The sequence below is a fragment of the Proteus myxofaciens ATCC 19692 genome (assembly GCF_001654855.1).
Taxonomy (GTDB): domain Bacteria; phylum Pseudomonadota; class Gammaproteobacteria; order Enterobacterales; family Enterobacteriaceae; genus Proteus; species Proteus myxofaciens.
Genome location: NZ_LXEN01000074.1, coordinates 17,822 through 40,358, shown reverse-complemented (window position 1 = coordinate 40,358; position 22,537 = coordinate 17,822). Strand labels below are relative to the sequence as shown.

At 40.6% G+C, this 22,537-nt stretch carries 14 protein-coding genes and 1 tRNA gene; 5 read left to right on the top strand and 10 right to left on the bottom strand.

Annotated features, from left to right (window positions below):
- Positions 1–138: 138 nt before the first annotated feature.
- Positions 139–1,632 carry an inorganic phosphate transporter PitA gene (gene pitA, locus M983_RS08050; protein WP_066749565.1) on the top strand — a complete coding sequence of 498 codons (1,494 nt, stop codon included), beginning with the start codon at positions 139–141 and terminating at the stop codon, positions 1,630–1,632.
- 84 nt (positions 1,633–1,716) lie between these two features.
- Here pitA and uspB read toward each other — a convergent pair whose 3' ends face one another.
- On the bottom strand, positions 1,717–2,049 hold the full coding sequence (gene uspB / locus M983_RS08045) for a universal stress protein UspB (RefSeq protein ID WP_066749562.1): 333 nt from the start codon (positions 2,047–2,049) through the stop codon (positions 1,717–1,719).
- A gap of 407 nt (positions 2,050–2,456) precedes the next feature.
- Here uspB and uspA point away from each other — a divergent pair, with 407 nt between their 5' ends.
- From uspA to M983_RS08030, 3 genes are all read left to right on the top strand, one after another.
- Positions 2,457–2,891: a universal stress protein UspA gene (uspA, locus tag M983_RS08040; RefSeq protein ID WP_066749561.1), complete on the top strand. Its 435-nt coding sequence runs from the start codon at positions 2,457–2,459 to the stop codon at positions 2,889–2,891.
- Positions 2,892–3,137: 246 nt separating this feature from the next.
- Entirely contained in the window at positions 3,138–4,478 is a 1,341-nt protein-coding gene (gene gdhA / locus M983_RS08035) for an NADP-specific glutamate dehydrogenase (protein WP_066749560.1), read from the top strand.
- Positions 4,479–4,611: 133 nt separating this feature from the next.
- Positions 4,612–5,361 (top strand): SDR family oxidoreductase, encoded by a 750-nt coding sequence (locus M983_RS08030; RefSeq protein WP_066749559.1) that lies wholly within the window; start codon positions 4,612–4,614, stop codon positions 5,359–5,361.
- A gap of 75 nt (positions 5,362–5,436) precedes the next feature.
- On the opposite strand, the gene rsmJ is transcribed toward M983_RS08030, so the two are convergent.
- The gene (rsmJ, locus tag M983_RS08025) at positions 5,437–6,183 is read right to left on the bottom strand and encodes a 16S rRNA (guanine(1516)-N(2))-methyltransferase RsmJ (RefSeq protein ID WP_066749558.1); all 747 of its coding nucleotides are present in this window, start codon (positions 6,181–6,183) and stop codon (positions 5,437–5,439) included.
- A gap of 3 nt (positions 6,184–6,186) precedes the next feature.
- Entirely contained in the window at positions 6,187–8,229 is a 2,043-nt protein-coding gene (gene prlC / locus M983_RS08020; RefSeq protein ID WP_066749557.1) for an oligopeptidase A, read from the bottom strand.
- A gap of 239 nt (positions 8,230–8,468) precedes the next feature.
- On the opposite strand from prlC, the gene M983_RS08015 reads away from it, so the two are divergent.
- A tRNA-Sec gene (locus M983_RS08015) sits at positions 8,469–8,563 on the top strand.
- A 391-nt stretch (positions 8,564–8,954) separates the two neighbouring features.
- Here M983_RS08015 and M983_RS08010 read toward each other — a convergent pair.
- From M983_RS08010 to M983_RS07980, 7 genes are all read right to left on the bottom strand, one after another.
- Positions 8,955–9,521, bottom strand: coding sequence for a hypothetical protein (locus M983_RS08010; protein WP_245684029.1), 567 nt, complete (start codon positions 9,519–9,521; stop codon positions 8,955–8,957).
- Positions 9,522–9,554: 33 nt separating this feature from the next.
- A complete protein-coding gene (locus M983_RS08005; protein ID WP_066749556.1) occupies positions 9,555–9,983 on the bottom strand; it encodes a hypothetical protein in 429 nt (142 codons plus the stop codon).
- A 13-nt stretch (positions 9,984–9,996) separates the two neighbouring features.
- Entirely contained in the window at positions 9,997–10,272 is a 276-nt protein-coding gene (locus M983_RS08000) for a hypothetical protein (protein ID WP_066749555.1), read from the bottom strand.
- Between the two features lie 38 nt (positions 10,273–10,310).
- Positions 10,311–10,931 (bottom strand): VENN motif pre-toxin domain-containing protein, encoded by a 621-nt coding sequence (locus M983_RS07995; protein ID WP_281180113.1) that lies wholly within the window; start codon positions 10,929–10,931, stop codon positions 10,311–10,313.
- Between the two features lie 162 nt (positions 10,932–11,093).
- Positions 11,094–11,615 carry a hypothetical protein gene (locus M983_RS07990; protein WP_066749553.1) on the bottom strand — a complete coding sequence of 174 codons (522 nt, stop codon included), beginning with the start codon at positions 11,613–11,615 and terminating at the stop codon, positions 11,094–11,096.
- Positions 11,615–21,952: a hemagglutinin repeat-containing protein gene (locus tag M983_RS07985; RefSeq protein WP_066749552.1), complete on the bottom strand. Its 10,338-nt coding sequence runs from the start codon at positions 21,950–21,952 to the stop codon at positions 11,615–11,617. Before M983_RS07985 ends, M983_RS07990 begins: the two co-directional genes overlap by 1 nt.
- Positions 21,949–22,500 carry a two-partner secretion domain-containing protein gene (locus M983_RS07980; protein WP_066749551.1) on the bottom strand — a complete coding sequence of 184 codons (552 nt, stop codon included), beginning with the start codon at positions 22,498–22,500 and terminating at the stop codon, positions 21,949–21,951. The genes M983_RS07985 and M983_RS07980 overlap by 4 nt, the downstream gene beginning before the upstream one ends.
- Positions 22,501–22,537: the final 37 nt, after the last annotated feature.

Sequence of the window (22,537 nt, the reverse complement as noted above, 5' to 3'; positions counted from 1 at the left end):
GATATATAAAGTTTTATTAGATAAATACTCTATATTTGTCTGTTACGAAATCAAAAAAAGGTTAAATTTTGCTTCCACCGTTCGCATTTGTCCATGATAATGCGCCGCGTTCATGTCCAACTAACTGGCTTAACGTCTATGCTACATTTGTTTACTGGCCTGGAATTTCATACAGGTTTAATGTTGGTTTTAGCACTTATTTTTGTGCTATTTTACGAAGCTATTAACGGCTTCCATGATACCGCGAATGCGGTAGCAACTGTTATTTATACTCGTGCAATGCGTGCGCAATTTGCGGTCGTGATGGCGGGTGTGTTTAACTTCCTCGGAGTTTTGCTTGGTGGATTGAGCGTAGCTTATGCTATTGTTCATTTGCTACCGACAGATCTTTTGCTTAATGTGAGCTCTGCACATGGCCTTGCCATGGTTTTCTCATTGCTGTTAGCCGCCATTATCTGGAATTTAGGTACATGGTATTTTGGTATACCAGCATCCAGCTCACATACCCTTATCGGTGCTATCATTGGTATAGGTTTAACTAATGCTATCGTGACAGATTCGTCTATTGTTGATGCATTAAATATTCCTAAAATGATTAGTATCTTCCTCTCTCTGATCCTTTCACCTATTATTGGTTTGGTGATTGCAGGAGCGATGATTTTCTTGTTACGCCGTTACTGGAGTGGCACGAAAAAACGTCGTCGTATTCATTTAACACCTGCTGAACGTGAGAAAAAAGATGGCAAACGTAAACCGCCATTTTGGACTCGTACTGCACTGATTTTATCTGCGGTAGGGGTAAGCTTCTCTCATGGTGCAAATGATGGTCAGAAAGGCATTGGTCTGATTATGCTTGTATTAATTGGCGTGGCGCCTGCTGGTTTCGTCGTCAATATGAATGCAAGTGGGTACGATATCACTAAAACTCATGATGCCGTTGTCCATTTACAACAATATTATGAGAAACACGCACCTGCTTTACAACATGCGATAGAAAATACGCCATCGTCAGAAGCAGAAGCTATTGATAGTGAATTCCACTGTAATAGCGCAAGAACACCTATTGTACTTAATCAAGCAGAACATTTGCTCGCAAATATTAGCTCGTATGATGAGCTAGATGCAGACCAACGTGCACATATGCGTCGTTTACTGATGTGCATTGCTGATACCGCAACTGAAGTCGCTAAGTTACCAGAAACCAGTTCTCAAGATGCTCGATTCTTAAAAACATTGAGCCGTGATTTACTCAATACCGTTGAGTATGCACCTATCTGGATTATTGTTTCTGTCGCATTAGCTCTATCAATCGGTACGATGGTAGGTTGGAAGCGTGTTGCTGTTACTATTGGTGAGAAAATTGGTAAGAAAGGCATGACTTATGCTCAAGGTGTATCAGCTCAGGTGACTGCTGCTGTCTCCATTGGTGTCGCAAGTTATACCGGTATGCCAGTCTCAACAACTCAGGTACTCTCTTCTGCGGTAGCAGGGACAATGATTGTTGATGGTGGTGGGGTTCAAACGAAAACAGTGAAAAACATTGCGCTCGCGTGGATCTTAACATTACCAGTTAGTATCGCGCTATCAGGTGTACTTTATTGGATATCCTTATCACTCTTGGTAAGTCATTAGTCAATACTAATAACAAGTAGTATTTAACTGTATTTAGAAACGGTGACTTTATGTCACCGTTTTTTGTATACCCATTTCTTTATTTCACCAAAACAGCATGGCGATAATGCTTGCGATAACAAGTATACAGAAACGGCTAATGAGATAAAATTGTCGATAAATTCGCTCGCAACGCATAATAACTTCAGGGTTATGATGATGGATAAATTGGCGCTGATTAATATAGCGAATAAGACGAAGTTGCTTTGAAAATTGGCCATGAAAAGTAAAAAAGCCATTACCATCGACAGCCTGGTATAGCAAAGGATCTGATTGGCGTAATATAGTTAATAGAACGCGAATAGATGAGAAATAACGCATCATATTAATCAAGCAAAGAATGCATAATGCCCAAAAGATGACAATGACACTAACCATAGTCCCCTCCCTAGAATAATTGATTCTGAGATGAGAAAACCTTGACCAAAGAAGGTTACTTTTTCTCTTATTTAGTTTAGGTGAAACTCATCAATAAATAAAAGTCACTTGCTTAACTTGTTCTCTTTTTTCCAAAAAAGGGCCAAAAAATAACTCTAAAAGGGTGTTTTTATTATTTTTTATACTAAATAATCATTATTATGTTGATCTTGTAGATGTGTTACATCGCTCTAATATAAAATGTAGTATATTGTTTGTTACTGATAGATGATTTCTTAATGATAATTGTATTAAGTTGTGATCAAGGTGGCATCTAATTTTCATCTTAAAACGTTATATTTAATCTAAAGGATATAGGCGCATTTGCCTTTACCAATCAATTAATCAGCTTATGGAAGGAGTTCACGATGGCTTATAAGCATATTCTAGTGGCCGTTGATTTATCCCCTGAGAGTAACGTCTTGGTACAGAAAGCTGTATCTATGGCAAAACCCTATAATGCCAAAGTTTCCTTAATTCACGTTGATGTTAACTATTCCGATCTTTACACCGGATTAATTGATGTCAATTTAGGTGATATGCAACAGCGTATTACTGATGAAACCCGTAATGCATTAAAAGATTTGTCTGATAATTCTGGCTATGTTATCCAAGAAACATTAAGTGGTAGCGGTGATCTTGGACAGGTTCTTGTTGATGCAATTAAAAAGTATGACATGGACTTGGTTGTCTGTGGTCATCACCAAGATTTCTGGAGCAAATTGATGTCATCTGCTCGCCAGCTCATCAATACTGTTCACGTTGATATGTTGATTGTTCCTCTGAAAGACGAAGAAGAATAATTAACCTGACTTAGAATACAAATACCTGCTTAATGCAGGTATTTTTTTATCTGAAATTCCTATTTTAAAAACGCTTCAAGCTGGTCAAGCTTTTTTTTTTGTCTAATTATGAAAAAAATGTCTTGAAGTGTGAATACATTTTAATGATATATTCAAGAGGCAAAACAATATCAACCTCAAAAAATCAAAAAAAAGTCTGAATAAATGAGGTTAAATCACTATCACACTAGATAAAGGAATAGTTCAATGAATATATCTGGCTCATTATCTTCGTTTTTAGACGAAGTGGAAAAACATAACGCTAACCAACCTGAGTACCATCAAGCTGTACGTGAAGTATTGACGACATTATGGCCTTTTTTAGAAAAGAACCCTAAATATCGTGAACAATCACTGCTTGAGCGTTTAGTTGAACCTGAGCGAGTTATTCAATTTCGTGTTTGTTGGTTAGATGATAAAGGGCAAGTACAAGTTAATCGTGCATGGCGTGTACAATTTAGCTCAGCAATCGGTCCATACAAAGGGGGAATGCGTTTTCACCCTTCTGTTAATCTTTCTATTCTAAAATTCTTAGGCTTTGAACAAACCTTTAAAAATGCGTTAACAACACTACCAATGGGTGGTGCTAAAGGCGGTTCTGATTTTAACCCTAAAGGAAAAAGCCACAGTGAAGTGATGCGTTTTTGCCAAGCATTAATGACTGAGCTTTATCGTCATTTAGGGGCTGATACCGATGTTCCTGCTGGAGATATTGGAGTTGGAGGTCGTGAAGTCGGCTTTATGGCGGGTATGATGAAAAAATTATCAAACAGCAATGAATGTGTATTTACTGGTAAAGGCCTTTCTTTTGGTGGTAGCTTAATCCGCCCTGAAGCAACGGGTTATGGATTAGTCTATTTCACTAGCGCAATGTTAAAACGCCATGGCTTATCATTTGATGGCATGCGTGTTGCTGTTTCTGGTGCGGGTAACGTGGCTCAATTTACTATTGAAAAATGTTTAGAGCTAGGTGCTAAAGTGGTAACTGCTTCTGACTCTGGCGGTACTGTTGTTGATGAAACAGGCTTCACAACAGAAAAACTCGCGCGTTTAAGCGAAATAAAAAATAATTATGGTCGTGTTGAAGAGTACGCTAAAGAGTTTGGCTTAACTTATCTTGAAGGGCAACAACCCTGGGCTGTACCTGTTGATATCGCATTACCTTGTGCGACACAAAATGAGTTAGATCTTGAGGCAGCTAATATGCTTATCAAAAATGGCGTTAAAGCGGTTGCAGAAGGCGCCAATATGCCAACAACAATCGCAGCAACCGATGCATTTATTGAGGCTGGTGTTCTCTTTGCTCCAGGTAAAGCTGCGAATGCTGGTGGTGTGGCAACATCAGGGCTTGAAATGGCGCAAAATGCCGCCCGTTTAAGCTGGAAAGCAGAAAAAGTAGATGCACGCTTACACCACATTATGCTTGATATTCACCATGCTTGCGTTAATTATGGTGGTGAAGGTAAACAAACTAATTATATTCAAGGTGCCAACATCGCTGGTTTTGTAAAAGTGGCTGATGCAATGTTAGCGCAAGGCGTACTATAACACTTACTCTTTGTTAAGCGGGTACTTACTTCGTACCCGTTTTTTCATTCTTATTTTCGTCATATTTTCCTATCTGCTATGCTTAATGTATCACTTTTAAAAAAGTTACAAGCAATGCTATCGCGGAGAATGTATGACAACTCAAATCGATTTTACACTCCAAAACAAAGTCGCCGTTATTACAGGTGGTGCTGCGGGAATTGGTTTATCTATTGCGAAAATGTTTATTGAAAAAGGGGCTAAAGTCGCATTACTCGATAGATCAGAACAGGTAGAGCAAGTCGCCCAACGCCTTAATAATGCCGTTGGTATTACTTGTGATGTAACCAGTACAGATTCAGTCAAACGTGCTGTAAATAGCGCTATCGAAGAATTTGATCGCATTGATATTTTGATAAATTGTGCAGGTATTGTGGCACTGGCACCAGCTGAATCACTTTCCCTTGATGATTGGAATAAAACGCTATTAGTTAATCTAACAGGAACTTTCTTGCTATGTCAGGAAGTTGGACGACATATGTTGCAAAGAGGACAAGGTAAAATAATTAACTTAGCCTCACAAGCTGGTGTTGTCGCACTACCTGAACATATTGCCTATTGTGCAAGCAAAGCCGCGGTGATTAATATGACAAAGGTTTTAGCGTTAGAATGGGGACCCAAAGGATTACAAATTAATGCGATTTCACCCACAATTGTGATGACCGATTTAGGTAAGCAAGCATGGGAAGGTGAAAAAGGCGAAAAAATGAAAGAACAAATTCCAGCTAGACGCTTCGCTGAACCAGAAGAAATTGCAGCAGCAGCTGTTTTTTTAGCAAGTCATGCTTCTGATATGATAAATGGTCATAACCTTGTTATCGATGGTGGATACACTATCCAATAAAAAGATGTATACATCAAAAAAAGTAGTGGCAGTAATGTGGCAAAGAGAAGGGGATAAAATCCCCTCTCTTTATTTTTATAGGCAAGGGTAAATATCAAAACGATGATTTTTGGTGGTTACACTCGCATGTGCAGCCTGGTTATCGAGAGGCTCTGCATAATCAGGTCGCTTAACAACAACCCGTTTTTTCGCTAGCGCTATTGCCGGTTGAAGTAATGAATCAGCATCCTCATCAGCACCCACTAACGATTGGAAAACACGCATCTCTTTTTTAACTAATGCACTTTTGGTTTTATGTGGGTACATAGGATCAAGGTAGACAACATCAGGGGCTGGCGTGATGTCACTCAATGCTTGAATAGATGAAGCGTGAATGAGTGTCATGCGCTCTTGCATCCACGAGCCAATATCCGCGTCAGCATAAGCACGCTTAAGACCATCTTCAAGAAGAGCAGCAACGACAGGATGGCGCTCAACCATTCTGACGTTACAACCAATAGACGCTAATACAAAGGCATCACGGCCTAATCCTGCTGTCGCATCAACAACATCAGGGAGATAATCTTTTTTAATACCTATCGCTTTTGCAACAGCCTCACCACGACCTCCGCCAAATTTTCGTCGATGTGCCATAGTTCCCGCAACAAAATCCACAAAAATACCGCCCAGCTTTGGCTCATCTTGCTTTCTTAATTCAAGATGCGTTGGCGTTAATACTAATGCCATTGTTTGGCTATCGTCGTGAACTAAGCTCCAGCGCTCAGCGAGAGAAGATAAGGTGCTGCTATCAGCACCTTCTTCACAAATTAAACATATATTCACAGATTAGCCTTTAATACCATAGCCTTTGAGCATGGCATCAATTTCTGGCTCACGACCACGGAAGCGTTTAAAGAGTTCCATAGGCTCTTCTGAACCACCGCGAGTTAAGATGTTATCTAAGAATGATTGGCCTGTTTCACGGCTAAAGATACCTTCTTCTGAGAAGCGAGAGAACGCATCAGCGGCTAACACATCAGCCCATAAATAGCTGTAGTAACCTGCGGCATAGCCTCCGGCAAAGATATGACTAAAGGCGTGTGGGAATCGAGCCCAAGGTGTTGATGGAACGACAGATACTTTTTCTTTTACGCTATTTAAGATATCCATAACGCGTGGGCCTTTCGCTGGATTGTATTCAGCATGTAAGCGGAAATCAAACAACCCAAACTCTAATTGACGTAGTACAAACATGGCAGACTGATAATTTTTTGCCATCAACATATTATCAAGCATTGCTTGTGGTAATGGCTCATCTGTTTCGTAATGACCTGAAATAAAAGCTAATGCTTCAGGTTCCCAGCACCAGTTTTCCATAAATTGACTTGGTAATTCAACAGCATCCCAAGGCACACCATTAATACCCGCGACATCAGCAGTATCAATTTGCGTTAGCATATGATGCAAACCATGACCAAATTCATGGAAAAGAGTCACAACTTCATTGTGGGTAAAGAGAGCCGGTTTATCGCCGACAGGTTTATTGAAATTACAGGTGAGATAAGCAACAGGGGTTTGTAGTGAACCATCAGCATGGCGCATTCTTCCAATGCAATCATCCATCCAAGCACCACCACGCTTATGTTCACGAGCATAGAGGTCAAGATAGAAACTACCGCGTAATTCGCCTACATCATCATAAAGTTCAAAGAAACGCACATCATCATGCCATGTTTCTACATCATGACGCTCGTTTGCGGTTAATCCATAGATACGATGTACAACTTCAATTAAGCCTGATAATGCACGATGTTCAGGGAAATAAGGGCGAAGTTGTTCATCATCAATAGAAAAGAGGTGCTGTTTTTGTTTTTCACTGTAATAAGCAAGATCCCAAGGCTCTAATTTATCAACACCATGATGCTCTTTCGCAAATTGCGTTAATTGTGCTAACTCTTCTTCACCTTGAGGATGGGCACGAGTTGCTAAATCAGTTAAGAAGCTAAGGACTTGCTCTGGTGACTCTGCCATTTTAGTTGCTAGTGATTTCTCAGCAAAGTTTTTAAAACCAAGAAGTTCAGCTAATTCGTGGCGTAAAGCAAGGATTTCAGCCATGATATCGCTATTATCCCACTCACCTGCATTAGGACCTTGGTCTGATGCACGAGTACTATAAGCGATGCTCATTTCTTTTCTAAGCTCGCGATTATCGGCATAAGTCATAACCGGTAAATAGCTTGGCATATCAAGCGTTAACAAATAACCTTCTTGTTCTTTTGCTTGTGCTGTGGCTTTAGCCGCATCAATAGCACTTTGTGGCATGCCGGATAAATCATTTACATCGGTAATTAGCTTAGACCAACCCATTGTTGCATCTAATACGTTATTACCAAATTTTGCGCTTAATTCAGACATACGGGCGCTAATTTCGCCAAAACGCTGTTGTTTTTCTTTTGGTAAGCCAATACCTGATAATTCAAAGTCACGCAGTGCATTTTCAACTGCTTTTTTTTGTGGTTGAGTCAACGTATTAAAATCAGCACTTTCTTTGATTGATTTATAGGCTTGATATAAACCTTCATGTTGCCCCATCCATGTACTAAATTCAGATAATAACGGCAAACTTTGCTCATAAGCTTCACGAAGTTCAGCACTATTTTTGACTGAATTTAAATGGCTAACAGGAGACCAAACACGAGATAGTTTATCACCTGCTTCCGCTAGTGGTTGGCAAAGGTTATCCCAATTAAACTGAGCATTTTCAGCTAATAAATTTTCAACGGTATCACGATAACTTGCTAACACTTCTTGTAGTGCAGGGACAACATGTTCTGGTTTGATATGTGAGAATGCAGGTAGTCCTGTAGTATTAAGTAATGGATTTGACATAAAAACATCCTGTATTTGGGTTGCAGTCACGTTAATAGCGGGACTGAGAATATTTGGCCATAAATAGTAAGATGAGGATGAAATGACATAAGTTCAATAGTATCGCGGTAATTATCAGACGTTTTACTCAAAAACGGGATTATTTTCTTTGAAAGAACTTTTATTGATTTAGTGCACTTGGGAATAAAAAACTTTCAGCGTATAATCAGCGTGTTGTTTCTTCATGATATTCCTCATATGGAAGATCATCGTCCCCGGTGGGGCGGCTGGACTTCAAATCCAGATGGGGCCGCCAGCGGTCCTTGGCAGGTTCGACTCCTGTGATCTTCCGCCACTCAAGTTCAATATACCTCTACTGAAGTCAATTAAACCCTTGTAATACTAGCTATTAAGCTACTTTCAATTCAACTAATATCCAACTCGGTTCAACCCAAATCAATAGGATTATGGGGGCGTATCAGGGGGTACTAAAAATTCACCCCAAAATGAAGTGCCTCCAATGGCATTAGTGACTTTATTATCTTCACCCACTTTTTGACAGTTGGTAGTCGTGCGCGAGTGTAGTAAAAATAAAGAAAAAGTGGTCAAAATCAGACAATATATTGTGAGTAATCACTCAAACCGCAGTAAATAAATGAACTCGGTTTGAGGAAGAGAGTAACTTTTGCCTAATTCGCCAAGTCGGACAGTTGATTATCCAGCTGGCGGAGAAGGTGGGAGGTAGGTCATGTGTAGACAGGTGTCTTATTACTTATTAAATATAAATAATAATAAGTTCCCCATGTTGCATGTTGATCGAAAGATGCTTTAACATCGTAATTTAGAGTGTATACATTAACAACATGTTTTAAATAGTTCTTAAGATCCCAATTAGTTGCCTGTACCGTTTCTTCATTTTCGTCATATTGGTAAATAAGGTTAGGGTTATCAGAAGCTGTTAAAACAAAAAAATACTGTGTATAGCTTTCTACAGAGATAAAAAATGGTTTTTTATCTAACAAGTCATACTGTTGGATAGCTGCAAGATCTTCTCTCATTCCTGATTGCATTAATATACTTCCTCTTATAGTTTTTTGGTTTCTATAAAAAAGAAGAGGGTCATCACCGAATAAGCCACCACTACAACGCCCAATTGATGTTAAAAAGTCATATAACTGATCTTTTACTTCAATATCGTATAATCGCTCAATTTTTTTAATTTCATCAATTGAATAACCTTGCATATAGTTAATATCAATTGACAATTTTGGATAACCAGAATGTAGGTATTCGATTAGCCCATTGTTTATCATTTATTTTTCCTGTAGAACTGGGAGCAAAATTTATTATACTAGCATGGGTACTAATTCACATTGAGCTAATAGGTTGTCATCTATTCCTGTGATTATGGATAAGTTGCCATTATTATCAATAACACTAAAATTGCCTTTATCTAATTTTAAAAAAACACCGATACAGAAGTCTAAATTATCTTTCAATCGATACTCATATACTTCATTTAATATAGATTGCTTAAATTTATCTAATTCAGGTAAATCTTCAATGGGATAAGCAAATGAGTCATCAATGTTATCTAATGATAGATATTCCGGTACCTGCACTTCTTCTTGTATACAAAGAACTCCTTCTCCTATTGATAGTGAAAACCAACGTGAATCGATAAGCTGAAAGAAAATGACTAAATTATCGCTAATTAATAAATTGTCGATATAAAAAGAACGTTTTCTAAAATCTAGTAACTTACAATTTAACATCTACTCACCATTACTATTTGAATTTTGATGATTTTTCAGGAATTAGTGTATCAAATTCATATTTGCCATTCGGCAATACTCTTAAACTAACTGTACTTTTGGTTTTTTCACTATAAACATGTATAAGGTCATACTGCCCTCTAACTGAAGCTGCTGGTATTTTTTCGCTAACCGCAGAGACATTAGCTAGTGTGTCCTGTACAGTTTGTACCGCTTGTTTAACACCATCACTTCCCCTTTCATATGGTAAGCGCCCCTGACCAATCTTAGCTCCAAGTTTCTTATTCATATTTCCTTGTTCAATGGAAATAAAACTGTCCACATCTTTTATTGGATTGAGACTTGAGTTTTCATATTTACCATATGGCAACGGCTACCGTTAAATTCTCCATTAGGATTTTTAACATCAACAACTTTGTTCGTATCTTTAAAACTATATTCACCTTTTCCTACATCCCAACTTGGCATTCCCTTACCATTTTTTTCAAATGCTAAGTAAGCCTTTGCTGCAGTATATTGTAACGCCTTAGCCGTCGTTGTCGGCGACGTGCCACTTAATATTTCGGCAGCTTTCTCTGGAGTCATTTGCTCATTAGACCAAAATACGTCTAATGGAATACCGACCATATTCCCCCACGCTTCAAGGAAACCTCTAGCAGGATCTTGTCCTTCTGGGTGATCACCTTTCGCAAAGTCACTTAGAGCAATATTAATATCTTGAATGCTATAATCATTCTCTTCCATAGATTTGGCTAGAGTGAACGCTGACTGCCCATAATTAGCCATACCATTTGGTAGATCTTGAGGTTTGAAAAAATTATTCTCAACCGCATTTTTCCCTGCTTGAGAGCCTGCGGTATCGCCCGTTGAGATACCGCCTGCTAATCCTGCGGCCAACTGACTCAACGCGCTGACTTGTTGTTTCTCACTTTCGGTTAACTCTGAAATTTTCTTATCAGGGAAAAGGGTGTCAGCGATATAGCGAGCGGTTAATTCACCGCCACAGACGCCTAGTTCGCCAAGCCGGATAGATGATTACCAGTTATCTGGCTGGCAGAGGAGGTATGAGGTAGCTTAGTAAGATTTTATGCATTTTAGAATTTTCAGCATCTAGATAGTGATAAGTTCGCCATATCGATCGAAAGGTGCTCTTGTATTATAGTTACGAGTATAAACATTAACGACATGCCTTAAATAATTTTTAAGATCCCAGTTAGTCGCTTCTATAGTTTCTTCATTTTCATCATAATGATAAATTCTATTAGGATTATCAGTTGCTGTGAGCAAAAAGTAATATTGGGTATAACTTTCTACAGAGATAAAAAATGATTTTTGTTTCACAAAATTATATTGCTGAATTGAAGGAAGCTCATATCTCAATGCATCCTGATACAATATATTTGCTCTAACTGTTTGCTGGTTTCTATAAAAAACTAGAGGGTCATCACCAAATAAACCGCCACTACAACGGCCTATACAAGTTAAAAAATCATATAGCTGATCTTTCACTTCAATATCGTATAAACGCTCAATCTTATCAATCTCCTCATTTGAATAACCTCGCATATAGCTAACATCGATCGGTAATTCAGGATAAACAGAATGCAGATATTCAATTAGTTCATTGTTCATTATTTGTTCTCACCTGTAGAGCCTTGATAAATATTTACCTTAAGATTCTTATTGTTTTCAGCAAAGTTTTGGCTTGTATAACCACAACTTATACACATTCCAGCCTTATCTTGTGATGTATTTTGTATTGCCATATTCACATCAGCCTTTTGTCCTTTATATTTATCTTGAATATGGTTAAATAATTTTTGCTCCGCATGATTAAAGTTTGTTTGTTTTGTTTCAATATTTCCTATGCTAGTAAAGCTATTTTTATCTTCACGTATAACTTTATAGCTTATCCCGCCAATATTAACTGTATCTGGTGATTGACCGGACCAAGATTTACCACTCACCGAAAGATAATATTCTGTTTTGCCATTTACTGTAACGGATGCAGTAGCATAACTAACCGCAATATTATCTAGTTGGGCTGATCTCTTTAGATATTGTTTGGTTTCCAGCCTGATATTGTTTAAATTTAATGCAGGATCAGTAACTTGCTTTAAGTCATGAACCTGATAGTTACTTAATTTATCACTACTTGTTTGATTAGGTAATGTTTTTGGCGGTATTTGTTCATTTGATTGTGTTGTTGTTACATTAGGTTTAGTAACTGATGATGTATTACTTCCTTTAGAAACCCCATCAATCAACCCGTTTTCATTCATCACAATCACAGTGGCTAAAATTCCTGTTAGCTCTTTAAGGTTCTCTGTTTGTGATGAATGATTAGCGATCCTGTTTTCTAATGCTGGTTCGAGCTTAGATATTGAATCTTTTACCATTTTTTGGCATTGCACATTACAGTCTGGCAAACCTTCCAATGTTTTTAGTCCAGCGAGTGCATCCTTCATATCATTGGTTGATATACCCCATCTTTCCGCTTGTGATTGAAGTTGCTTATCTAGTGTATCAATATCTTGTTGTAACTGTTTTCTTTCTTCCGGTGTTTTTGCATTAGAGAACTCACCAACGAAAGTAACGATTTTTTCAGCATGTAAGAAATTATTCTCAACCGCATTTTTCCCTGCTTGAGAGCCAGTAATTGCACCTGCGGTATCGCCCGTTGAGATACCGCCTGCTAATCCTGCGGCCAACTGGCTTAACGCACTGACTTGTTGCTTCTCACTTTCGGTTAACTCTGAAATTTTCTTATCAGGGAAAAGGGTGTTAGCGATATAGCGAGCGGTTAATTCACCGCCACCGGCACCGAGTCCGCCAGCTACCGCGGATTGGTTATTCAGTTCAGCAACGACCGCACCTAATACGGCATGTGCCATGGCATTCGCGGCATCATCTCCCTTTGTTAATTCTTTAATCTTAGTTGCTAAATAGGGCGATGAAACATTGGCTAATGCACCCGCTAAGTTATCACCGGCTAACCCTTGAAGTAAACCGGTGACAGCTTGGGCGGCTTTTTGAACATCGCTACCCGTGCCATATTGAGCCATGGCGTTGTTGTAAGCGCGCTCTTTAATGGCGTTTTCAGTTGGGGCTTTACCATCCGCTTCTAACTGTTGTTTGGCGAGAGCTAACGCATCAGGGTCTTTTTGGGCTTTATATCCGGCAATTTCGCCTTCAGTACGAAGAATATCCATGGCCTGATTGCCGATTTCGCCAATCAATTGGGATTGTTTTAAGCGGTTTTGCTCTTTTTCTTTATCGAATATCGGGTTGATACTGCCGTCGTTGGCATGGTCAGTATCGCGGTTGAGTTCGTTAACATCCTGTTGCTGTTTATCCTTATTACGAACGATAAGGGTGCCTTCACTGACGGCAGATTGGGTGGTGCCTTCGGCATTGCCACTGTTATTGGCATTAGAGAGTAATCCGCCAGCCGCATTAGTCAGTAGTTGGTCGCCAATTGGCCCACCAGTACTGAGAGTCCCCCCACTGTGAGCCGTTTCAAATTCGGCTTTATTGTGGATATCGCGCCAGCCAAGGGTGCCAGTATCGAGGGTATTTTTGTCTTTATCTGCAGTAGAGGCAATGACGGCACCCTCAAGCTGGGTGTGCTCTTTGACATTGACATCAAAGCCACCTTTGCCCGCAAAAATCCCCGTTTGTTCTTTGACACTGTCGTAATTGCTGTGCAGTTTATCTTTGCTCGCACTGAGACTGATAGTGGGCGTTCCACCCACGGTATAGCCAGCCCCGACGCTCACATTCTGTTGTTTTGCATCATAGTGGTCGCTATCTTGCTGGCTTTGTAAGGTGAGGTCACGACCGACATTAGCTGTGACTTGCTCGCCACTGACCTGTGCCCCTTTGAGGGTGGTATCTTGCCCACTGTTTAAGGTGAGTTTATGGCCCGCGTCTAGTGTGGTTTCGGTGTGAGTGAGACCATCGCTATTTTCATGACCTTTACCTTGGTTAGCGCTGGCTGAGATATTAATCCCTACGCCACCTTCGCCCGCGGTCAGCCCAACGCCAATACTGCCGCCTTTACTGCTGTTTTTGCCGGTGGTTTGCTGGGTATTTTGGGCAGAGACCAGATTGATATCTTGTGTTGCCGAAAGTGACATATCGTGACCGGCTTTAAGCTCACTGCCGACAACGGAGATATTGCCACTGTCTTTATTGGTGTCTTTGTTTCTACCGGTTGCAGTAATTGACAGATTTTGACCTGCGTTTACGGTGTTCCCTTGAGACTGACGGCTATTAGAATGGGTTTCACTTTTCGACGATTGGCTACCGTAAGACACATTAACGCCGACGGTATTGGTGGCACCTTTTTGGTAGCCTTCATCACCCGGTTTAAGGTTATTTGCGGTATTGTATGCATTGGCGGCATCCGTTTTAAGTCCATCCAATTCAACGGCTTGTAATGCTTGTGCCCCTGATAATATGGACTTGGTATTTTGCAAGGCATTTAAACGACCGTCGCTTTCTTTACGGGCTTGTTGTGCTGTACTCACTGCGGTATTAAGAGCACTTCCCGCACTGCCTGATAAGGCTACCGTTAAGCCACTTTGTTTAGTTTCAAAGGTTTCAGTACGGGTACGTTCATCATAACCGGGGTCGATTTGTACGCTATCACCCGTGAGGTTGATATCTTTTTGAGCAATTAAATCAGCACCCCCTACATGCAGTTTGTTACCGGCGGTGATATTGACGTTCCCTTGTGTACTTCCTACCGTGCTAACACTTTGGCTTTGGGTAGTGCCTTTTTCATCCACTTCATGGCGAGAAGATTGTTTACCGAGACTAAAGCCAATGCCCCCACTGCTGAGTAAGCCGCTTTTTTTCTTCTCTTCGAGGAGATAATGTGAGTCGGTTTCGGTGGCAGCGGTGATATTGACATTATTACCAGCGGTTAAGGTGACATCATTCTCAGCAACCACGGAGGAGCCTTTGACGGTGAGTTCGTTGCCAGCGGTAACGGTGACTTTTTCGCCACTGAGTAGGCTGCCTTTTTCTCGTGTGGTTTCATCGTTTTGGATGGAGTGCTCATTGCTGGCGCTTAAGAAGCCTTTACTACTACGTTGTTCTTCGACGTATTTTTTGTGTTCTTCGGTAGCGGTATTGAGCGTCACATTCTGTTTGGCATCTAAGGTGATTTCGCCTTTTTCACTGTGAATTGCACTGCCTGTGACGGTGATATCTTTATCACGTGCCGTAATATCGACGCCATGTTGCCCGCTGAATGTGCTACCCACGACGTCATGAGATGAAGTTTCATCGACACGCGAGCCTTTACTACGCCCTTTGTGAGTTTGTTCGTTATCTAAAGCATAAGTGTCTTGAGTTGCCGCTGTGATCGTGACATCTTGCGCTGAGACGTTAATTTTACCGGATTGACTATCAACTTGAGCACCTTCTGCCACTAAGTTGTTACCCGCATTGAGCGAGACACCTTTATCGCCACTGAGCGTGCTGAGTACTAAGCGATCTTCTTCACGATAATTGCTAACAGAAGAACCTTTGCCTTGTGCATCAAGTTGCGTTTTATTGGTGGTTTTATCCGCTAAAATATTGATATCGCCACCGGCGTTCATATCCAGAGTGCCATCGGCTTTAGCTTGGCTGCCTTTTACATTGATATTTTGACCTGCGTTGAGGCTGAGATTTCCCCCTGCATTCAATTCACTGCCTTGGGCGAGTTGCCATTCTCCACTGACATGAGCAAGGTTATCTGTGGAGTTATCAACGATGCTTCTGCGATCTCCCATGGCACCTGCAATCACATCAATATCACCCACATGAGTGCTTTTTACTGCTGTGATAGATAAATTATCGCGTGCGTTGAGTTTGATATCACGGGTTGCATCTAGTTTCGCGCCTTGTAATTGCACGTCATGTCCACTTAAAGTGATATCTGTGGCACTCATTGTCGCTTGGCGCAAAGCATCTTGTAAGTTAGTGCTTAATGTTAGGTTATCGGCTTGGATATTGATGGTATCCGCTTTGATATCACCACCACCATGCATAAACTGTTTTGCATCGACTTCAAGACCTTTTTCAGCTAATAGGTTTCCTGCATTATCAATGCTGTTAGCGGATAAGTTTAGAGTCTTACCGCTGATCATCGCCCCTTGTTGTGTGAGGCTGAGAGTAGTGTTAGCTAAATAAACTTTGGGTACCCATACTGTTTGAGGACCTTGTGGTGTCTCAACCGTTTCACTGACCAGCCACACAATATCTTGTTGTAGTGCAGCGATTTGTTCAGGCGTTAAGGCCACGCCTGGGCGTAAGTTAAAGGCATCCGCAACGTTGATACCGTTATTCATTAAGTGTTCATATTGCGCCATGGCATCTTCTTCACGCAGAGAAGGGCGACCAGTGAGCGCTAAAACTTGTTCACGAACGAGTCGTTGCTCATAGAAACCATCTCCTAAGCGTTTATGGACTTGAGCGGGGTCATATCCAACTCTATCAAGTAAGTAGTCACTGCTAATGAATTTATTTCGGTCAGTAAATCGTGAGTCTGTAACCACTAAAAACGGACTATCAGGGGTTAAATGTTGACGGAATAAGCCGTTATTAGGGATAGATGTGGCGACATCACCGACGTGTTGTTTCTCTGTGAGTGCCAGTTCCGCAGGAAGTCGTGGGCGATTGACTGGTGATTCACCTTCAATTGAATTGAGTGTCGATTTATCATGCGTTGTGAGTGAGGTATCGATATCTTGAGTATTAACATCTTTAATATCGAATGCTAGTGGGTTACGTTCCCATTCAGCTCGTTCAGCTTTTGCGGCATTGATAGCGGCTTCTAGTGTGGTAATTTGTGCCGCATTGACCGTTGTATTAGTGATATTGGCGCTGTTAATCGAGACATTGCCATTACCAGAAATAATGCCATCAATGGTGGTTAATGCGATAGTTTCGTCATCCTCAAAGCTAGGATACCAATGACGGGTATTTCTATCATAATGATCGAAGAGCTTTCCTTGCCGATGTTCATTGACTGAATATCCCGTATTCTCAACTTTTCCATTTCCTTGTTGAGAAAGATCACCCGCTGAGGTGATGGTACTCGCATCATTGAATAATACATCCGTAATATTCAATACCATATTTTTACCAGACAGAATTCGGGCACCCGTACCTTCGGTGATCAGTTTATCACGTGTAATAGTTCCTTCAGCTGAACGCTCGCGTAAATTGTTGTAGTCTGAAACATAAGGGATATTAGCAAGATCAAGGTGTACTTCTGGATCCCATTGTTCAATATATCCTTTATTATGTTCACGCCAAACCGTATTGTGATAAGGAGTTGGCGGTTGACTTTGACGCCAGCCACGCGTTTCATAGAACGTCATTGCATAGCTATTATCATCGTTAGGTATTAATGCTAAATAATTAATCCAGACATCCGTTAATTCACCATCAGTATTTTTAACACGTACTTGTGCTCGTTTATTCTTTGCATCAATCTCTAAAATTGTTCCATAAGGATTGTTAGAGGCATCTAGCTCATTATTAAACATTAATTTTTGTGTTGTTGGTGCGATGGTTGTTTTATCAGTATTGACATCTGAGCCATAAGAACGCCAGTTATAACTGTAGCGATGCCAATGATAATCACTTTTTTCCGCTTCCCGCTCGATTTTTAGCCCTTCACGTAAGTTATTTAGCTGACGTGCTTTAATGGACATATTACCGTCAGCTTCAATATAACTGGCGTTGTTTTCAATCAGATTATCACTTGTCAGTGCCAGGTTATCACCGCTGTAAATCAGCGCTTGACCACGGTTAGTTAATGTTTCTTTTGTCTGCAGATCGATCTGTTTAGATGCCGCAATGACGGCTTTTTCCCCATGATTATCAATGGTTTTTGCATTGATGCGAATATCATCGCCCATTAATGTGGCACGGTTATCTAAACCATCCACATTAAGGGTCATCTTATCGGCTTCTAATCTATCGATGTTATCCAGTTGACCTGTCGTGATATTCATCGATTTGCTCACCAGAGAACCTTGATTATTCAGATGTTGACTCGATAGCGTGAAATCACTCGGTAATAACCAGTCGGTTAAATTGGTTAATGTACCTGTGATGTTCATTGTCACGGATTGGTTACTGGTTAGCGTATCTCCGGCTCGATGAATGTAGTCTTGCGCAGCCGTTAACGAAAGGGCTTTCTGGCTTTTGATTGTGCCACTTTGATTATTAATGGACTGGGTATTGATAGTGAGTGTGGAGCCACTTTGCATCGTCCCTTTTTGGTTGAGCAAGTCGAGCTTAGCCGATGATGATGCATTATCGGTATTAAGAGCAATATCCCCGTTAGCTAATACATGTCCTGACTGATTATTTAGGCTATTTACACCCGTAAACGTTAAATTACCGTTGCTTTGTAATCTACCTTGGGTGTTCTCAATATTTTTGATAGCAAGGGTTGTTTGTGCACTACCATGAACAAGACCCTCTTCACGGTTATCTAATGTATCGAGCAATAAATTTAAATGGCTTTGGCTACTTAAAATACCGTGATTTTTATTATCGAGTGTGAGAGCAATCAGTTTCAGCGCTTTGGTGGAAACCAGTTGTCCTTGTTGATTTTGGATTTTTGATGCCGTTAATGACAAGGAATCACCGCTGTGAATTTTTCCTTGTGTATTATCCAACTGAGCAATGTTGTAAGTGCCCGCTTGTTGGCTAATGAGGGTACCTGTGTGATTATCGAGTTGCGATGCATTCAGGGCGAGCTCGCCGAGGGTACTCACCGTTCCTTTCTGGTTTTTAAAGGTTTTAGTTTCTAGTTGTTGGCTTTGATTACTGAGAATTGACCCTGATGTATTATCAATCAGCTCGTCACTTGTCAGTTTAAGTGCTTGTTGGCTTTCGATTTTACCAGACGTATTGTCTAACGTTTTGCTCGTAAGCGTGAGATTTTCACCACTTTGCAATTTACCTTTGGCATTATTCAATGCATTTTCAATCGATAAAAACTGTTGTTTTTGGCTATAAAGTAAACCGCCTTGTGAGTTATCCACATTCGATGCGCTAAGCTTGAATGTGCCACCAGAAAGTAATTGTCCTTGTCGGTTTCTGATGGATTGTCCTGTTGCGGTGAGGTTTTGGTTGGCGCTAATTTTACCTTGTGTATTGTTGAGTTCTTTGCCCACCAATAATAACAATGAATCGCCAGTTTGTAATGTACCTTGCTGATTATCCAGCGTATTGGCGGTTAATGTCGCTTCTTTTTGGCTTTGGATTTCACCCGATTGATTATTGAATGATTGGCTGGTGGCCTGCCAATTTCCTAAGCTACCAATCCACCCTTGTGCATTTAGAATTGAGTTAGCTTGTAGAGTTTGATTCTGCTGGCTAAAAATACGGCCTTTTAGATTATCAATAACCTGTGCACCGGTGATTGTTAATTGCCCCAAGGCATTCAGTGTACCTTGTGCATTATTAAGATTATTTGCGTGGATTGCGGTATCGTGTTGGCTGGTTAATAGACCTGTTTGGTTATTAAGATCACCACTCAGTATCAACGAAAGTATATCTTGGCTCTGTATTTGGCCTTTTTGCTGATTACTAACGTACTCACCCGTGAGATCTAATGTGCCACCACTTTGTAGCAAGCCCGCGGTATTATCGAAGTGATTACCTTGCCACTTTAATGCTTTACCAGCGCTGACTTTGCCTTGGCGATTATTGAGATCATTTTGTGTATTTAAGGTGAGCTGACTACCTGATAACAACTGACCTTGAGTATTATCGATATTGTTTGCGGTAAGATAGGTCTGTTTTCCTGCTTGAAGCGTGCCTTTTTGATTATTAATATCACCTTGTGTCTCAAGAGTTAATTGATGGCTTGCTTCTAATAATCCGGCCTGATTATTCACATTTTTTGTACTATTAAGTGCAAGATCTTGAGTGGCAATCACCTTGCCTGATTGGTTATCCAGTTGTGCGGTATCGATATTGACGTTTTGGCTACTGATTTCGCCTTTTGCATTGTCAATTTGTGTGTCAGTTGTAATATCGAGGCGGTTACCCGATAACACTTGACCGTCACGGTTATCCAGTGATTTTGCAGTAATAGAGGCTTGTTTGCTACTTTGCAGTAAACCTGTTTGGTTGGTGAGTTGCTGACCGATAGATGCCGTTAATATCTCATTGGTAATCACTTTTCCGTTTGTATTATCTAAGGCACCTTGGGCTTTGATATCAACGGTATTGTCACCAACAATTTGACCTTGCTGATTTTTAATGTTGTTTGTATTCAGCGCAATATCTTTGCTATAAAGCGTCCCACTTTGGTTATCAAGATCGGTAGTCACATCAAGTGCAAGTTGCTCACTAGATAATATTTTTCCGCTTTGATTATCTATGCGTTGTGCATTAACGGCGAGTTGAGTATCACTTTGTAATGTACCTTGTTGATTATTAACAACATCTTGAGCCGTTAATGTTAATTTATCACCTGAACCAATAAATCCGTTTGCGTTATTCACTTGCTGGCGAGCGACAATCCCTAATGTGGTTTGGCTGATAAGTTTACCCAATGTATTATTGAGGTTGCCTGTTGTTACTGTCACTTGTTGGCTATTGATTGTACCAGATTGATTATTCAACGATTTATCTGCTTGCAGGTTAACTAAATTTCCTGCGACAAGGTTACCTGCACTATTGTTGATGTTTTCGTTAGCATTCAAGGCGAGTTTGGTTTGGCTTTTAATTGTGCCAGATTGGTTATCAATCGTATTCGCTGCGATGCTTAAATCGCCATTTGTGCCAATTTCACCTTGTTGATTATTAAGGGTATTGTTGACTTGCCAATTTTGTTGGGTATTGCCTAAAGCAACGAGTCGACCTTTTTGATTATTCAATGCGTCTACATTAAGTTTGAGGCTATTAGCTTCAATGGCACCATCTTGGTTATTTAGTTGACCTGCAAGGGTAAATTGACTTTCTGTTTGTCCTGTTTGTACCCATGTTCCTTTTTGTGTCAATAGGTTATCAGCACTAACTACCCATTGTTTGGCTTTGACTTGGATTTGTTCTGCGTGAATATCGCGTGCACTGTTGAGTTTGATGTCTTTAGCGTCAATTTTCCCTTGTGAGAGTGCAATATCCCCTTGTTTAGCGGTTAACGCTAAGTTTGATGCGGCTATCTGTGTTTGGCTGAGATCTAGCGATTTACCTGTGGCTGTGACATTTTGTTTACTTAATAATGTGCCACGGGAATTAATTTTACTGTCACTGCTTAAGGTGATATTCGCATTGTTGATAATCTGACTTTTATTATCACTGCCTGCGAGTATGTTGCCTTGGTTTTGAATATCACCTTTCGCGTTGATATTGACATCTTTCAACGCAGCAAGCGTGCCATGATTGCTCACTGAGCTTGTTTGGCTTTCAACGTTTACTGTGCCACCACTGTGTAATTTGCCTTGGTGCTCAAGTGCATCTTTTGCGATGAGCTGGATATCGTTCCCTGCTTGAGTTGAGGCTTCTTGTGATGCCGTTCCCCAACTCAGTTTACCATTACTACTAACGGTTAAGGTTTTATCCGCTTGTAAGTGCCCACCTTGGTTGCGAACACCAACCCCTTGTTCGGTTCCTACCATGTGGATATAACCGCTATACATTCCACCCATTTGTCCCATATCAATGGCAAATTCAGGTTTAACGTCATTGTTTTTATTCGCGAGTGAGGTGGCTTTATTTTGTGTGTTGACGTGATTGCGACCAGCAACAACCTCAATTTTTTCTTTTGCCCACACACCTGCATTGATATCAACGGCTCTGGCGAGTAAATCAACATATTGGGTATCGTGGCGGCTATCTGCATTCAATCCACCGCCTTCAACACGAATAACACCACGCTCGATTTGATATCCAGCAAGGCTACCATCTTGATTAAATTGAGGTTTACCTGTGGTGAGTGTCATTCGTCCTGCATTAATGGTGCCACAACCACTTGTGCTTTACCCCCTGCAACTTCAAGAAATCCTTTGATTTGACTTGGGTTATTGCTGTTAATTTCATTTAAAATGACACGAGCAGGGGCTTTGTTAGGGTCAAGATTTGGGTTACCTTGGATAATCCCTGCTGTTTGTGTGTTGGTCATTACCGCGGAATTATTGAGAATAGCGCCCCGATTATCGACATCAAATTGTTTATATTGGTTATGAGATAAGCCGGATTCATTTGGCGCTGCAATATTGACTTGAGGCAGACCATTTTGTGTATTAATCACTTCAGGTCGCTGATTATTAGGTGCATTGTTATCGGCAATGATATTGCTTGCTAGAGCAGAACTTCCCCATAAGGCAAGCCAAAGCAGTAGTGATGTTTTACGTAGCGTTACCCAAAGACGGTTGCTATGAGTACCGCGTGTTTGACCTGACTCCGTGCTACAACTTTTAGCCAGTTCAGAGACAACACGTAACTCCCCATGAGTGCGGCTGAAAATCAAACGATAACAATGCTTGTTCATAATGACATTCCTTCAAAAAACAGTACAAACACGGGTA

Coding starts and splice junctions, on each gene's coding strand:
- M983_RS07980 (WP_066749551.1), bottom strand. CDS start 22,500: ATGAACAAGCATTGTTATCGTTTGATTTTCAGCCGCACTCATGGGGAG.
- M983_RS08005 (WP_066749556.1), bottom strand. CDS start 9,983: ATGTTAAATTGTAAGTTACTAGATTTTAGAAAACGTTCTTTTTATATC.
- M983_RS08030 (WP_066749559.1), top strand. CDS start 4,612: ATGACAACTCAAATCGATTTTACACTCCAAAACAAAGTCGCCGTTATT.
- M983_RS08000 (WP_066749555.1), bottom strand. CDS start 10,272: ATGAATAAGAAACTTGGAGCTAAGATTGGTCAGGGGCGCTTACCATAT.
- uspB (WP_066749562.1), bottom strand. CDS start 2,049: ATGGTTAGTGTCATTGTCATCTTTTGGGCATTATGCATTCTTTGCTTG.
- gdhA (WP_066749560.1), top strand. CDS start 3,138: ATGAATATATCTGGCTCATTATCTTCGTTTTTAGACGAAGTGGAAAAA.
- M983_RS07985 (WP_066749552.1), bottom strand. CDS start 21,952: ATGACACTCACCACAGGTAAACCTCAATTTAATCAAGATGGTAGCCTT.
- prlC (WP_066749557.1), bottom strand. CDS start 8,229: ATGTCAAATCCATTACTTAATACTACAGGACTACCTGCATTCTCACAT.
- uspA (WP_066749561.1), top strand. CDS start 2,457: ATGGCTTATAAGCATATTCTAGTGGCCGTTGATTTATCCCCTGAGAGT.
- pitA (WP_066749565.1), top strand. CDS start 139: ATGCTACATTTGTTTACTGGCCTGGAATTTCATACAGGTTTAATGTTG.
- M983_RS08010 (WP_245684029.1), bottom strand. CDS start 9,521: ATGATAAACAATGGGCTAATCGAATACCTACATTCTGGTTATCCAAAA.
- M983_RS07990 (WP_066749553.1), bottom strand. CDS start 11,615: ATGAACAATGAACTAATTGAATATCTGCATTCTGTTTATCCTGAATTA.